Source organism: Streptomyces sp. BE20 (assembly GCF_036322525.1).
GTDB lineage: Bacteria > Actinomycetota > Actinomycetes > Streptomycetales > Streptomycetaceae > Kitasatospora.
Genome location: NZ_JAQYWW010001186.1, coordinates 76079 through 89455, shown reverse-complemented (window position 1 = coordinate 89455; position 13377 = coordinate 76079). Strand labels below are relative to the sequence as shown.

The 13377-nt window shown below is 73.7% G+C and carries 13 protein-coding genes; 12 read left to right on the top strand and 1 reads right to left on the bottom strand.

Going from position 1 to position 13377, the window contains the following annotated elements:
- Positions 1-72: 72 nt before the first annotated feature.
- Complete coding sequence (locus tag PUR61_RS38100; protein WP_329884326.1) at positions 73-1761, bottom strand: condensation domain-containing protein; 1689 nt, start codon at positions 1759-1761, stop codon at positions 73-75.
- A 247-nt stretch (positions 1762-2008) separates the two neighbouring features.
- On the opposite strand from PUR61_RS38100, the gene sbnA reads away from it, so the two are divergent.
- The 12 genes from sbnA (at position 2009) to PUR61_RS38040 (ending at position 13368) form a co-directional block, all read left to right on the top strand.
- Positions 2009-2980, top strand: coding sequence for a 2,3-diaminopropionate biosynthesis protein SbnA (sbnA, locus tag PUR61_RS38095; RefSeq protein ID WP_329884325.1), 972 nt, complete (start codon positions 2009-2011; stop codon positions 2978-2980).
- A gap of 3 nt (positions 2981-2983) precedes the next feature.
- Positions 2984-4033: a 2,3-diaminopropionate biosynthesis protein SbnB gene (gene sbnB, locus PUR61_RS38090; RefSeq protein ID WP_329884323.1), complete on the top strand. Its 1050-nt coding sequence runs from the start codon at positions 2984-2986 to the stop codon at positions 4031-4033.
- A gap of 41 nt (positions 4034-4074) precedes the next feature.
- Positions 4075-5022 carry an ornithine carbamoyltransferase gene (locus tag PUR61_RS38085; RefSeq protein WP_329884321.1) on the top strand — a complete coding sequence of 316 codons (948 nt, stop codon included), beginning with the start codon at positions 4075-4077 and terminating at the stop codon, positions 5020-5022.
- Positions 5023-5090: 68 nt separating this feature from the next.
- Entirely contained in the window at positions 5091-6032 is a 942-nt protein-coding gene (locus tag PUR61_RS38080; protein ID WP_329884319.1) for a 3-oxoacyl-[acyl-carrier-protein] synthase III C-terminal domain-containing protein, read from the top strand.
- A 1-nt stretch (position 6033) separates the two neighbouring features.
- Positions 6034-7425, top strand: coding sequence for an ATP-grasp domain-containing protein (locus tag PUR61_RS38075; protein ID WP_329884317.1), 1392 nt, complete (start codon positions 6034-6036; stop codon positions 7423-7425).
- Entirely contained in the window at positions 7422-8702 is a 1281-nt protein-coding gene (locus tag PUR61_RS38070) for a type III PLP-dependent enzyme (protein ID WP_329884315.1), read from the top strand. The genes PUR61_RS38075 and PUR61_RS38070 overlap by 4 nt, the downstream gene beginning before the upstream one ends.
- Before the next feature lie 148 nt (positions 8703-8850).
- The gene (locus PUR61_RS38065) at positions 8851-9126 is read left to right on the top strand and encodes an acyl carrier protein (protein WP_329884313.1); all 276 of its coding nucleotides are present in this window, start codon (positions 8851-8853) and stop codon (positions 9124-9126) included.
- 3 nt (positions 9127-9129) lie between these two features.
- Entirely contained in the window at positions 9130-10038 is a 909-nt protein-coding gene (locus PUR61_RS38060) for a hypothetical protein (protein WP_329884311.1), read from the top strand.
- Positions 10035-10691, top strand: a complete 657-nt coding sequence (locus PUR61_RS38055; RefSeq protein ID WP_329884309.1) for an acyl-CoA dehydrogenase family protein — start codon at positions 10035-10037, stop codon at positions 10689-10691. Before PUR61_RS38060 ends, PUR61_RS38055 begins: the two co-directional genes overlap by 4 nt.
- The gene (locus PUR61_RS38050) at positions 10688-11845 is read left to right on the top strand and encodes an acyl-CoA dehydrogenase family protein (RefSeq protein WP_329884307.1); all 1158 of its coding nucleotides are present in this window, start codon (positions 10688-10690) and stop codon (positions 11843-11845) included. The genes PUR61_RS38055 and PUR61_RS38050 overlap by 4 nt, the downstream gene beginning before the upstream one ends.
- Positions 11842-12240 (top strand): holo-ACP synthase, encoded by a 399-nt coding sequence (gene acpS, locus PUR61_RS38045; RefSeq protein WP_329884305.1) that lies wholly within the window; start codon positions 11842-11844, stop codon positions 12238-12240. Before PUR61_RS38050 ends, acpS begins: the two co-directional genes overlap by 4 nt.
- A 63-nt stretch (positions 12241-12303) precedes the next feature.
- On the top strand, positions 12304-13368 hold the full coding sequence (locus tag PUR61_RS38040; RefSeq protein WP_329884303.1) for a MupA/Atu3671 family FMN-dependent luciferase-like monooxygenase: 1065 nt from the start codon (positions 12304-12306) through the stop codon (positions 13366-13368).
- Positions 13369-13377 lie beyond the last annotated feature (9 nt).

Below are 13377 nucleotides of genomic sequence, written 5' to 3'. Positions count from 1 at the left end.
GCGGGGTGCACCGTGCGGCGGGGTCGTGCCCGGTGGTGCGGTGACGTGCAGGGTCGTGGGGCGCCGAGGTGCCTACCAGCCGGCCTTTCCGGCGATCACCTCGTAGGCGCGGTCCAGGCCGGCCATCAGCTCGGGGATCTCGTTCACGTGGAGGGCGACGTCGAAGGCCTTCTCCAGCTCGACGGTGTACTCGACGGCGAGCAGGGAGTCGACTCCCAGGTCGGCCTCGAAGGAGTCGGCCGCCTCGACCGCCTCGGGTGCCACGGAGAACACCGCGACCGCGACGTCACGGATCCGCGCGATGCGCTCGGCACGTGCGGTGCCGCTGCTCGTGCTCTTCATCGTTCCACTCTCGCTTCCGGGGATCGGTGGCCGCCGCCGGTCCTCCGGCAGCCCGCGCAGATCGCGCAGGGCGGCGGGAAGGGTGCCTGCGACGGCCGAGCGCAGCAGGGCCAGGTAGTCCGCGGCCAGCTGCCTGGCGGTGTGCTCGGTGAACAGGGAGGTGTTGTACTTGAGCTTCGCCTGCACGGTCGCGGCCCGCCGGGTCACCTGGAGGGTCAGCTCGAACTGGCCGTGCTGCTGCGGCAGGTAGTACTCCGCGACGCGGAGCCCGGCGTGCTCCACGTACCGGCCCGGTTCGAGCGCGGCCGCGATGGGGTCCGCCTCGGCGGGCTCGTTGAGGACGAACAGCACCGGGACCAGCCCGGGCCGGCCGGGGTCGCGCGGCAGGTCCACGATCCGGGGCAGCAGCGCGAACGGGTAGTCGCGGTGCATCAGGCCCCGCCACAGTCCGGCGGCGGTCCCGCGCAGGACGGCGTCGAAGGAGTCGTCGGGGTCGAGCCGCGCCCGGAGCGGCAGGGTGTTGACGAAGTAGCCGATCGCCTCGCGCCCGTCCTCGCCCCTGCGCTGGGTCACCGGGTAGCCGAGGAGGAAGTCGGTCTGCCCGCCGAACCGGTAGAGCAGGACCTCGAAGACCGAGACCAGGAAGGCGAAGGTGGTCACGTTGCGCGCGGCCACCGCCTCGCCGAGGCCGGCCACCAGGTCGGGCGGCAGGGCGAGATCGGTCTCCGCGCCCTCGGACCGGTAGACGGCGGGCCTCGGCAGGTCGGCGGGCAGCGCGGTGTGCCGCGCCACGCCGTCGAGTTCGCGCTGCCAGTACTGCCGGGCCCGGTCCGCCCGCGGGGACTCCAGGTACGCGCGCTGCTGCCGCGCGAACTCCTCGAACACGGCTCCGTCGTCCGGGGCGGTGTGTTCGGCACCCGCCGCGAGCGCCGCGTACCGCGAGAGGACCTCGCGGCAGATCAGCAACTGGGAGACGTTGTCCGCGACGATGTGGTGGGCCACGGCGATCAGCACGTCCGGGCCGCCGCGGGGGCGCAGCAGGGCGACACGGACCGGCGGATCCCGGTCGAGGCGGAACGGGCGGCGCGTCAACTCCAGCGCGTGGTGCCGTAGTTCCTCCGGGCCGAGGTCGAGTTCGTGCACCTCCAGGAGGGTGTCCGTCCGCGCGGCCGCTCCCCCGTGGCGGCGGATCCGGCCGACCGCGTCGGAGCGGAACACCGAGTCGAGCAGCCGGTGGCCGGAGACCGTCGCGCGGACGGCCGACTCCAGCACCGCGACGTCCACCGGGAAGTCCAGGCTCAGGGCCGCGGTGACGTTGTAGGCGGCGCAGTCCGGTTCGAGATTCTGTATCAGCCAGAGTGCCTCCTGGCCGAGGGTCAGCTCACCGCCGGACGCGAGCGTGGAATTCCTCCGAATCATGGCTCAAGTACGGCACGGGCCCGTGGCATGCGACAAGGAATCGGAACGGCAACTTTCCTGCCTGTCGGAAGCTGCCGGGCAGTTGCCTGTCCCCCCGCAGGGGCGACTCCTACGCTTTGGTCGTGCTGCCCGTGGTGATCGGGCTGCCCGCAGATTCGGGAAAACGGGCGACAGGCGAATTCACGGACCGGCCTTGAACTATCCGATTGGGGGTTGACGAGCATTGATCTATGAAAACGCGTACGAGATGATCCAGGACAATGTCTTCCTGCATCTCGGCGGCGCGGCCAAGAATATCGATCTCTATCTGAAGATAGAGGGTCTCAATCCCGCCGGGTCGATCAAGCTGAAGACCGCGCTGAGCATGGTCGAGGACGCCGAGCGGCGCGGGGTCGTCCGCGCCGGGTGCAGTCTCATCGAGTCCTCCTCCGGCAGCCTCGGCATCGCGCTCGCGATGGTGTCCGCCGCCAAGGGGTACCGCTTCCTCTGCGTCACCGACCCCAACACCCCGGCGCTGAGCACCGAGATCATCCGGGCCCTCGGGTCCGAGGTGGTCGAGGTGAACCGGCCGGACGCCGGCGGCGGCTACCTGGGCGGCCGGATCGCCTACATCCACGAACGGCTGGCGGTGGACCCGGGGCTCGTCTGGCTCAACCAGTACGCGAACCCGGCGAACTGGGCCGTCCACGACCGGTGCACGGCCGCGGCGATCACCGCCGAGATCCCGGACATCGACTACCTGTTCGTCGGCACCGGCACCTCCGGCACGCTGATGGGCTGCATCCAGCACTTCCGCCGGCACTCGCCGGGCACCCGGATCATCGCGGTGGACGCGGTCGGCTCGGTCAACTTCGACAGCGTGCCGGCGCCGCGCCACATCCCCGGGATCGGGGCGAGCCGGCGGCCGGAGATCTTCCGCCCGGAGCTCGTCGACGACGTGGTCCTGGTCTCCGAGGCCGAGACCGTCCGGACCTGCCGCTGGCTGGCCCGGCGGTACGGGCTGTTCGGCGGCGGTTCGACCGGGTCGGTGGTGCGGGCCGTGCTGCGGCGGGCGCCCGGGCTTCCGGAGGGCTCCCGCGTGGTGGCCATCTCGCCGGACCTCGGCGAGCGCTACGCGCGCACCATCTACGACGACTCCTGGGTGGCCGACAAGTTCGGCCCGGACTGCCTCCATGATCCGGCGGACGACCTGTCCGAGCTGACGACGGTGAGGAACTGACCGATGTTCACCTTCCAGGTGATGGGCGGGAAGAGCATCCGCGCCATCATCGAGACGTCCCGACCCGAGATCTTCGCCCGGGTCCGGGAGACCTATCTGGCGCACCACCGCGGCGCGACGATCAACCCGAACAGCTACTTCCTGCGGTTCCCCGAGAAGCCCGACGCGCGGATCATCGCCCTGCCGGCGGCGCTGCGCGGGAGCGGCGGTCCGCAGGACGGACCGGGCGACGGCGCGGCAGGCCCGACCGACGGCGTGGCCGGCATCAAGTGGATCGGCAGCTTCCCCGGCAACGTCGCCCGCAACATCCCGCGGGCCTCGGCCGTCCTGCTGCTCAACGACCTGGAGACCGGCTACCCCTTCGCGTGCCTGGAGGCGGCGCAGATCAGCGCGGCGCGCACCGCGGCCTCGGCCGTGCTCGGCGCCGAGCAGCTGCACGGCTCGCGCGCCGCGGGCCGGCTCGCGGTCGTCGGCGCGGGCGTCATCTCCCGCAACATCCTGGAGTTCTTCCACGCGCTCGGCTGGTCCTTCGACCGGGTCGCGGTCCACGACCGGGTCGAGGAGTACGCGCGGAAGTCCGCCGGCCACGCCGAGGCGCTCGGCTACCGGGCCTCCGCGCACACCACCCTGGCCGAGGCCGTGGACGGCGCCGACGTGGTGGTCCTGGCGACGACCGCCGCCGCCCCGTACATCGTGGAGCCGGGCGCCCTGGCCCCCGGCCAGACCGTGCTCAACATCTCGCTGCGCGACATCGGCCCCGAGCTGGTCGCCGCCTCGCACAACGTCCTCGACGACGTCGAGCACTGCCTCAACGCCGGGACCTCGCCGCACCTGGCGGTGGAGAAGTTCGGGCACCGCGACTTCATCGACGGCACGATCGCCCAGCTCGTCCTCGGCGAGCTGCCGCTCGGCCGGGACAGGCCGCGGATCTTCTCGCCGTTCGGACTCGGCGCGCTCGACCTCGCGGTCGGCCACGAGGTGCTGCGGATCGGCCGGGAGGACGGAGGGGTCCAGGACGTGCCGGACTTCTTCGCCGAGGTCGAACGATGGTGAGCGACGGCCGCCCTGCGGCCCGGACGGAGGACGGCCCGACCATGACGAAGCGCACCGGCAGGCACCTGATCTCACTCGACGACCTGTCCGACGCGGACCTGCGGGCGGTCGTCGACCGCGGCGCGCGGTTGTCCCGCCGGGCGGCGGCCGGGGAGGGCGTGGGGAACACCGCGCTCGCCGGCGACGTCGTCGGCGTCTACTTCCGCAAGACCTCGACCCGCACCCGCACCGCGTTCTCGGCCGGCGCGCTGCGGCTCGGTGCGGGGCTGGTCACCTACGGCCCGGACGACCTCCAGCTCAACACCGGGGAGACCACCGAGGACACCGGCCGGGTGATGGCCCGGATGCTGGACGTCCTGGTGGCCCGCACCGCCGGCGACCCCGCCGAGATGCGCGCCTGGGCGTCCCAGCGCCGGATGTCGGTCGTCAACGCGATGAGCGCCGAGGAGCACCCGACCCAGGGGCTGACCGACCTGACCACGCTCGCCGTGCGGTTCGGCGCGGTGGACGGGCTGAGCGTGCTGTACGTCGGCGAGGGGAACAACTCGGCCGCGGCGCTCGCCCTGGGGCTGAGCCGCTACCGGGGCGTGCGGCTGGAGCTGCGCACCCCGCCCGGCTACGGCCTGTCCGGCGCCGTGCTCGAACGCGCCCGGGAGCTGGCCGCCGGGCACGGGTCCACGGTGACCGAGCGGCACGACCTCGACGACGGCCCCGCCGACTTCGACGCGGTGTACACCACGCGCTGGCAGACCACCGGGACCAGCAAGCCCGACCCGGACTGGCGGCAGGTGTTCGCGCCCTTCCAGGTGACGGCGGAGCTGATGGCCCGTTCGCCGAAGGCCGTGTTCCTGCACGACCTGCCCGCCCACCGCGGCGAGGAGGTCACCGCCGAGGTGCTGGACGGCCCGGTGAGCATCGCCTTCGACCAGGCCGAGAACAAGCTCCACAGCGCCATGGCCGTCCTGGAGTGGTGCCGTGACGCCGGCTGAGACCCGTGGGGCGGCGGCCGGCCGGGGCACCCGGACGCCGGGGAGCGGAGCGTGGGGAGGGGGACGCCGTGCTGTACCTGCGTAAGGTCGTCCCCTTCATCCCCGAGCACAGCACCGCCGTCGCGGACCTGCGCGCGTCGCTGGAGGTCTCCGAGGCGGAGATCCGGCTGCTCACCAGGTTCCTGGGGCTGGAGCGGATCGTCACCGCCGAGGGCCTGTCGACCCTCGACATGCTGCTCACGATCGGCCAGGAGGTCCTGGCCGGCGAGGACCGCTCGCTGGTCCGGCACCTGGTCCACGCGCACACCGTCCAGCACGTCGCCCCGCCCGGCCTGCGCTGGATGGACGTGCTGCGGGAGAAGCTCGACCTCGGCGGGGCGGGCGCGTTCTCGATGTCCCACCAGGGCTGTGCGATCTCCCTCGCCGCGCTGCCGGTCGTCGAGGCCCTGCTCGCGGCCGAGCCGGCCGGGAGCACCGCGCTGGTCCTGCTCGGCGAGAAGGGCCTCTCCCCCGTGATGCAGCACATCCCGGGGACGTCCGTCCTCGGGGACGCCACCGCCGGGGTGCTGGCCGCGCTGGACGGGCCGGGGGACGCGGTCCTGAGCGTGGCGCACCGCACCCTCGGCGAGTTCCACCAGGCCGGGAACATGGACGAGGAACTCCAGCGCCGCTACCGCCTGGCGTACACGCCCACCCTGGCCGAGATCATGCAGGAGGCGGTGCACGCCGCCGGTCTCGGACTCGACGACATCGACCTCGTCCTGCCGCACAACGTCAACCGGTACTCGTGGAGCACGACGGCGCGGATCCTGGACCTCCCGCTGGAGCGGATCTACCTGGAGAACGTCCCGCGGACCGGCCACTGCTTCTGTGCGGACCCCTTCATGAACCTCTCGACGGCGCGCGCCGAGAACGCGGTGCGGCCGGGCGAGACCGTGCTCATGGTCTCCGCCGGCCAGGGCGGGACCTTCGCCGCCGCGGTCGTCGGGACCGCAGCCAGAGAGGAGTGACATGACTGCCGCACACGACCCGGCACCCGCCGGCGGTTTCACCGCCCGGCTGAAGAGCGCGCTGGTCGGGGATCCGACCGCCCGTTTCGTGTACCTGAACAACTTCGAGGTCGAACGCGTCTGGGGCGTGGGCGAGCCGAGGCTGCCCGGCACCGGCCTGTCGTTCTCCTCGGCGACGGTCAACCGGATCGAGGAGGTCGGCGTCCTGCTGGCCGACGAGCACGACGTGGTGGTGCTGAAGGAGGCCGTCGACCCCGGCTACGCCGCCTACCTGCGCGCCCTGGGCGCGGCCGAGGGGGTCCATCTGACGGTGGACCTCAACCGGCCGGAGCGGTCGGTCACCGAGGACGCCCTGGACTCGCCCCGGCTGCTGGAGTCCCTGCGCGCGCTCGCCGACGGCCGCACCTACCTGATGCCGCTGGGCATCTCGGAGGAGGAGGAGCGTCTCGCGCTGGCCGCGGGCCTGCCGCTGGCCGGTCCGACCGCCGCCGTCTGCAAGCACGTCAACGGCAAGATCTTCAGTCGCGAGCTGGTGGACGCCTCCGGGCTGACCGCCGTCCCGGGCTCGGTCTGCCGGACCCTGGGCGAGCTGGAGGAGGCGCTCGACACCCACCTGGTCGAGGGCGGCTCCCGCGTGGTGGTCAAGGAGTCGCTCGGCGTCTCCGGGCGCGGCATGGTCGTGCTCGACGAACCGAAGCGGGCCGAACAGCTGCTGCGGATGATCGCCCGCCGGGCCGGGACCGACCGACGCGTCTCGGTGGTCGTGGAACGCTGGATCGAGAAGCAGGCCGACCTGAACTACCAGTTCGTCGTCGGCCGGGGCGGCGAGGTCCGGTTCGAGACCGTGAAGACCGCGCTGACCGAGAACGGCGTCCACCGCGGACACGTCTTCCCGCCGGCGCTGCGGACCGACCAGGTCGACGAGCTGCGGACGGCCGCCGAGGTGATCGGCAAGGAGCTCGCGGCGGCCGGGTACTTCGGGCTGGCCGGCGTGGACGCGCTGCTCGCCGCGGACGGCACGCTCTACCCCTGCCTGGAGATCAACGCCCGGTTCAACATGGCGACCTACCAGAACCGGATCGCCGAACGCCTCATCCGGGACGGGCAGTTCGCGCTCGCCACCACCTTCGACCTGCAGCCCGCCCGGGTGCACGGCTTCGACGAGGTGCGGGCCGCCCTCGGCGAGCTGCTCCTCGACGGCGCGGACCACGCCGCCGACGGCGCGCGCGGCGTACTGATCAACAACTTCGCGACCCTGAACGCGACCCTCCTGGCCGGCGGCAAGCCCTACGGCCGCCTCTACGCGGTCTGCGTCGGCGACGACGAGCAGGACGTGCGGCGCACCCGGGAGCGGACGGAGACCCTGCTGAAGGAAATGGTGGCCAAGCCGTGAGCGACGAGATCGACTGGAGCGGCATCGCCGCGGAGTACGGAACCCCGACGTACGTGTACGACGGCGACTGGCTGGTCGCCAACCTCGCCGCCCTGCGGGCGGCCCTGCACCCCTCGCTGGAGGTCTTCTTCTCGCTCAAGTCCAACCCCAACCGGGGCGTCTACGACGTCCTGCACTCGGCGGGCGCCCGCGCCGAGGTATCCTCCCTCGCCGAGCTGCGGCTGGTGCTGGAGGCCGGGACCGACCCGTTCGACGTGGTCTTCCTGGGGCCCGGCAAGAGCGAGCAGGAGGTCGACGCCTGCGTCGGGGCCGGGATCTACGCGATCGTCTGCGAGTCCCTCGCCGAGCTCGACCTGATCGACCGGACGGCGCAGGCGCACGGCGTGCGCCAGCGGGTGCTGCTCCGCGTCAACCCGGCCTTCGCCATCGCCGGTTCACGGCTGACCATGGGCGGCAAGCCCCGCCAGTTCGGCATCGACGAGGCCGCCGTCCTCGCCGCAGGACCGGCCCTGTCGGAGTACCGGCACGCCGACGTGGCCGGCGTCCAGGTCTACCTGGGCACGCGCATCCTCGACGCCGAGGTGGTCGTGAAGAACACCACCTACATCCTGGACCTCGCGGAGCGGATCGCGCAGGCCACCGGGATCCGGCTGGACGCGGTGGACATCGGCGGCGGCCTGGGCGCGGCCTACTTCGAGGGCGAGCACGAACTCGACGCGGCCGCACTGGCGAAGGACCTCAACCCGCTGCTGGACCGGTTCGCCTCGGCGCACCCGGACACCCGGCTGATCATGGAGTCCGGCCGGTACCTGACGGCGCTCGGCGGCACCTACCTGATGCGGGTGCGCTACACCAAGCAGTCCATGGGCGAGAACTTCGCGGTCGCGGACGGCGGCACCCACCACCACATGGCCGCCGTGGGCATCGGGTCGTTCGTCAAGCGCAACTTCCCGATCGGGCTGCTCTCCCGGACGGCCGACCCGGCCGAGGAGACCGGTCCGTGGAACATCGCGGGTCCGCTCTGCACGCCGAACGACACCATCGCCAAGGCCGTGACCCTGCCCGAGCTGCGGCCCGGCGACCTCGTCGGGGTGCTGAAGTCGGGCGCGTACGGGCCCTCGGCCTCGCCCGTGTACTTCCTCAGCCACGGCTACCCCGCCGAGGTCGTGGTGCTGCGCGGCCGTTCGTACCTGGTGCGTCACCGGGACTCGGTCGAGGACATCCTCGCCAAGCAGGCGACCGATCCCGAGCTGGGCCGGGCCGGCCGGCTCGACTGACCCGGCGTCACGGCCACCGGCACCGGCGGGGCGCGGCACCGCACCGCGGACACCCCGGACGCCTCACGCCACCGCACAACGCCTCACGACACCGCACGACACCGCACGACGCGACACCGAAGCACATCACGAAGGAGCTGAGACGATCTTGACCACCGACGACATCACCACGACCGACGCACTCCGGGACGCGCTCGCCGCCGTCCTGAAGAAGGACCTGCCCGAACTCACCCCGGACACCCGGCTCTTCAGCGACCTGGCCCTCGACTCCACCAGCGTGATCGAGCTGCTGATGGCCCTGGAGGACACGCTGGGCCTGCAGATCGACCCGGACGAGCTGACCCCGGAGGTCTTCGAGACGGTCGGCGCACTGACCGAGTACATCGACGCGAACCTGTCCGCCGGGCAAGAGCCGGCGCACTGACCGATGCCGGAGACGACGTGGGGCGGGCCGCGCACGGCCGCCCGCCCGGCCGGCCCCGCGGCCCTGCGGCTGAGCCGGCCGACCGCCCGGGCCTTCCCCGGGCGGCGGCCGGCCCGGCTGGCCGGGACCGAGCTGAGGTTCATGACGGACTTCCTCGCCTCCTTCGGCGAGGAACCCGACCACGAGCGCCACGCGCGGGGCGGTGGCAACAGCTTCACCGACATGGCGCGGGAGCTGCTCGACGGCCTGGAGCACCCGCTGCCCCCGTTGGACAGGCTCGTGCTCGCCTACCACCTGCCCGACCTGAGCGTCGTCGAGGTGGCGGGCTGCTACCTGGCCGAGCGGTGCCCGGGCGGCCCCGAGGTCTTCTCGGTGGCCGGCCAGGGCGTGGGGGCCCCCTTCACCGCGCTGCGGATCCTCGCCGGCCTGCGTCGGACCGGCGGCCTGGCCGAGGGCGCCGTACTCGTCCTGGACCAGTCCACGCTGCCCTACGCCGACCCCGACACCCGGCCCGGCGACGACTGCGCGGTGCTGGTGCACACGGCCGGCCCGGACGCGGAGGCCGGCGGACCGGCGGGGGACGGACCTGCGGGGGACGGAACGGCGCCCGGCGACGCGGAGCTCGACTTCGTGACCGAGCGGTCCGTCGACCCGAACACGGCGCTGGGCGAACTGGCCCGGCAGGCGCCCGGGGTCAGGATCGTGGCCGGCCGGATGCTCGCCGACCGGCTCGACCCGGCCCTGCGGGCCTCGTGCGACCTGGTGGAGGGGGCGGCCGACCGCCTCTGCACCAGCGCCTGGGCGGCCCTCGCCGAGCACTGGACGCCGGACCGGTACACCGTGATCGCCGACTACGACCCGCACTCCGGCCGGCTGTTCCAGGCCGGGCTGCGCCCGGGAGCCGCCGCGTGAACCGGACCTCCACCGACCTGGCCCGCTACCGGGACCTCGGCCGCGAGGGCGGCCTGGCCGCCGGACTGGCCGCCGTACTCGAGGGCGTCGACGTGGCGGCGACGGCCCCCGGCGGCGTCGCCGTCCTGCCGGCCGTCCTGCCGACCGGGACGGACGGCCCCGGCGGCACCGAGGTGCTGCCCCACCCGTTCGCGGCCCTCGACGGGCTCGCCCTGGTCCGCTTCGCGGCGGACACCCCGGGCACCGGGCCCGGCCCCGGGCTGACCGGCCGTACCGCCACCGCCCTGACCGCCGTCCGGATCGGGGTGCTCTCCGGGCTGCTCGACGCGGCCGTGGAGCGGCTGTCGGCCCGGCGCTTCGGCGGCGTCCCGCTGATCGACCACCAGTTCGTCGGCGGATCGCTGGCCGACGTGGCCACCGAGGCCGAGCTGGCCTGGTCCGGGGCCGTCCGGGAGGCCGCCGCCGACCAGGACGCCCCGGCCGGAGCGGTCTGGGCCCGCCACGAGCGGCTGACCGAGGCCGGCTGGGCGGCCACCCGCCTGTTCGGCGCCGAGGGCTACCTCACCGATCATCCGGCGCGCAGCCTCCACCTGTCCGCGCTCACCGCGGACCTCTGGCTGGCCCGGCCGAGCACCGCGGAAGGAGACCGGTGACCGTGGTCGAACTCGACGAACGGCTCAGGGCGCTGCGCGGCGCCGCCGCCGAGACGGCGGGCGAGCTGCGCGCGCACGCGATGGCCCTCGACGCGGACCCGCACGGAACGGGACCGCACCTCAAGACCGCCGCCTTCGACCTGATCCGCCGGTGCACCACCCCGGAACGGTTCGGCGGCGAACCCCTGCGCGTCGGCCCCTTCGGCTACTCCACCGGGTCGTCCCTGGACACCCTCGTCTGGATGGTCGAACTCGCCCACGGCGACGCGGGGATGGTGCTGGCCGCTCCCGGGCCCAGCCTCACCGGGATCCTGGTCGACCAGCTCGGCGACGACGGGCAGCAGGAGTGGTTCCACCGCGCGGTGGCCGACGGCGCCACCTGGGCGTTCTTCGCGGTGACCGAGCCGGGCCGGGGCAGCGACGCCGCCGGGATGGAGACCGCGCTGAGGCGCGAGGACCCCGGCCTGTACCGGCTGCACGGCACGAAGAAGTACATCGGCAACGGCGCCCGCGGCGCGGTCGGCGTGGTCTTCGCCCGGACCGGGAGCGGGCCGCTGTCGATCCGGGCCGCGCTGGTCGAGGCCGCCGACCCCGGCTTCGACGGGCGGGCGCTGCCCATGGTGGGCCTGCGCGGCGCGGCACTCGCCGAGATCCGGCTCGACGGCGTCGCCGTGCCGGAGGAACGCCTGCTGGCCCGGCACCTGCCGCCCACCCGGCGCGGCCTGTGGGGGGCCGTGCGGGTGTTCAACACGGTCCGCCCCCAGGTGGCCGCGCTCGCCGTCGGGACCGGGCTGGCCTGCGTGGACCTCGTCCGCGCCGAGCGGCCGGGCGCGCCGGGCCTCGACGAGGTCGCGGCCCGGCTGGAGTCCTGCCGCGACCTCGTCTACCGGGCCGGGGCCGCCCTGGACCGGGACCGGGACGACGGCCGGCTCCCCAGTCAGGCCAAGATCGCCGCGGTGGCCGCCGCCCGGGAGGCCGCCCGCTGGGCGGTCCGCTCGCTCGGCCCGGCCGCCCAGGCCGACCACCCCCTGCTGGAGAAGTGGACCCGCGACGTGAACGCCTTCGAGTTCATGGAGGGCACCAGCGACATCCAGCGCCTGCACGTCGCGCGCGCCCTCGTCCGCGGGGGCGGCCGGACGGGCGGGCAGCCGTGAGGATCGGCATCGACCTGCTGGAGATCGCCCGGTTCGCCCGGATCGCCGCCCACCCCGGCGGACGGCGGATGGTCTTCTCCGCGACCGAGCTCGCCCGCGCGGACGGGCTCACCGGCCCGCGCCGCGAGGAGTACCTGGCCGGCCGGTTCTGCGCCAAGGAGGCCACCGCCAAGGCCCTCGGCCGCGGGCTCGGCCAGGGGCTGGGCTGGCGGGAGATCGAGGTCCTCGCCGACGCCCACGGGGCGCCGGAGGTCCGGCTCAGCGGCGGCGCCAGGACGGTCGCCGAACAGGCCGGGATCGACCGGATCGACCTGTCGCTCAGTCACCAGGGCGGCCTGGTGGTGTGCGTGGCGATCGCCCATGCTGCGGGCGGGACCGGCGCCGCAGCGCACTGACGCGCACGGCGGGCCGGCCGCCCGGGCGGCCGGCCCGCCGTCCTGACCCCGAGGAATGGACCGATGGACCTCAGCCTCTTCTTCTTCGCCGACACCGCCACCGACGGGGACCGGTACCAGCTGCTGCTGGAGAGCGCCCGCTTCGCCGACACCCACGGCTTCCGTGCGGTGTGGACCCCCGAGCGGCACTTCCACCGCCTGGGCGGGCAGTTCCCCAACCCCTCACTGACGAGCGCCGCGCTGGCCGCGGTGACCGAGCGGGTGGGGATCAGGGCCGGCAGCGTGGTCGCCCCCCTGCACCACCCGATCCGGATCGCCGAGGAGTGGTCCGCCGTCGACAACCTCTCCGGCGGCCGGGTGGGCGTCTCGTTCGCCTCCGGCTGGCACGTCCGGGACTTCGTGCTCCAGCCGGAGAACTTCCAGGACCGCAAGAACATCATGGTCGAGACGGCCCGCACGGTGCAGCGGCTGTGGCGCGGCGAGGAGGTCGAGTTCGACGGCGCCGAGGGCGAGCGGCGCGCCGTCCGGCTCTTCCCGCGCCCGGTGCAGCCCGAGCTGCCGATCTGGATCACGGCCGCCGGCTCCCCGCAGACCTTCCGGATCGCGGGGCGGCTGGGCGCGGGCGTGCTGACCCACCAGCTCGGCCAGGAGCACGACGCGCTGGAGCGCAACATCGCCACCTACCGGGAGGCCTTGGCGGAGGAGGGCCACGACCCGGCGAGCGGCCACGTCGTGCTGATGCTGCACACCATGCTCGGCGAGGACCGCGAGCGCATCCGCGAGCTGGTCCGCGAGCCGCTCACCGACTTCCTTCGCAGCTCGATGGACCTCCAGTCCTCGGGCCCGGCCGCCCCGGGGGCGGACGGCTTCTCGGTGGACCGGATACCGACCCGGGACCGGGACTTCCTGCTCGCCCGGTCCTTCGACCGCCTCTTCTCCGACGTCGGCCTGTTCGGCACCGTCGACGACGGCGCGGAGGTGGTGCGCCGGCTGTCGGCGATGGGCGTCGACGAGATCGCCTGCCTCATCGACTTCGGCGTGGACCAGCAGGAGGTCCTGAAGTCCCTCCACCACCTGGACGCGCTGCGCGCCCGGGTCGCCGGACCGGGCGGCGCGGCCGGGCACTGAGCCCGTCTC

Bases quoted from the DNA above. Each gene is read 5' to 3' on its own strand.
- sbnA (WP_329884325.1), top strand. From the start codon at position 2,009: ATGATCCAGGACAATGTCTTCCTGCATCTCGGCGGCGCGGCCAAGAAT.
- PUR61_RS38085 (WP_329884321.1), top strand. From the start codon at position 4,075: ATGACGAAGCGCACCGGCAGGCACCTGATCTCACTCGACGACCTGTCC.
- PUR61_RS38040 (WP_329884303.1), top strand. From the start codon at position 12,304: ATGGACCTCAGCCTCTTCTTCTTCGCCGACACCGCCACCGACGGGGAC.
- PUR61_RS38060 (WP_329884311.1), top strand. From the start codon at position 9,130: ATGCCGGAGACGACGTGGGGCGGGCCGCGCACGGCCGCCCGCCCGGCC.
- PUR61_RS38100 (WP_329884326.1), bottom strand. From the start codon at position 1,761: ATGATTCGGAGGAATTCCACGCTCGCGTCCGGCGGTGAGCTGACCCTC.
- PUR61_RS38075 (WP_329884317.1), top strand. From the start codon at position 6,034: ATGACTGCCGCACACGACCCGGCACCCGCCGGCGGTTTCACCGCCCGG.
- sbnB (WP_329884323.1), top strand. From the start codon at position 2,984: ATGTTCACCTTCCAGGTGATGGGCGGGAAGAGCATCCGCGCCATCATC.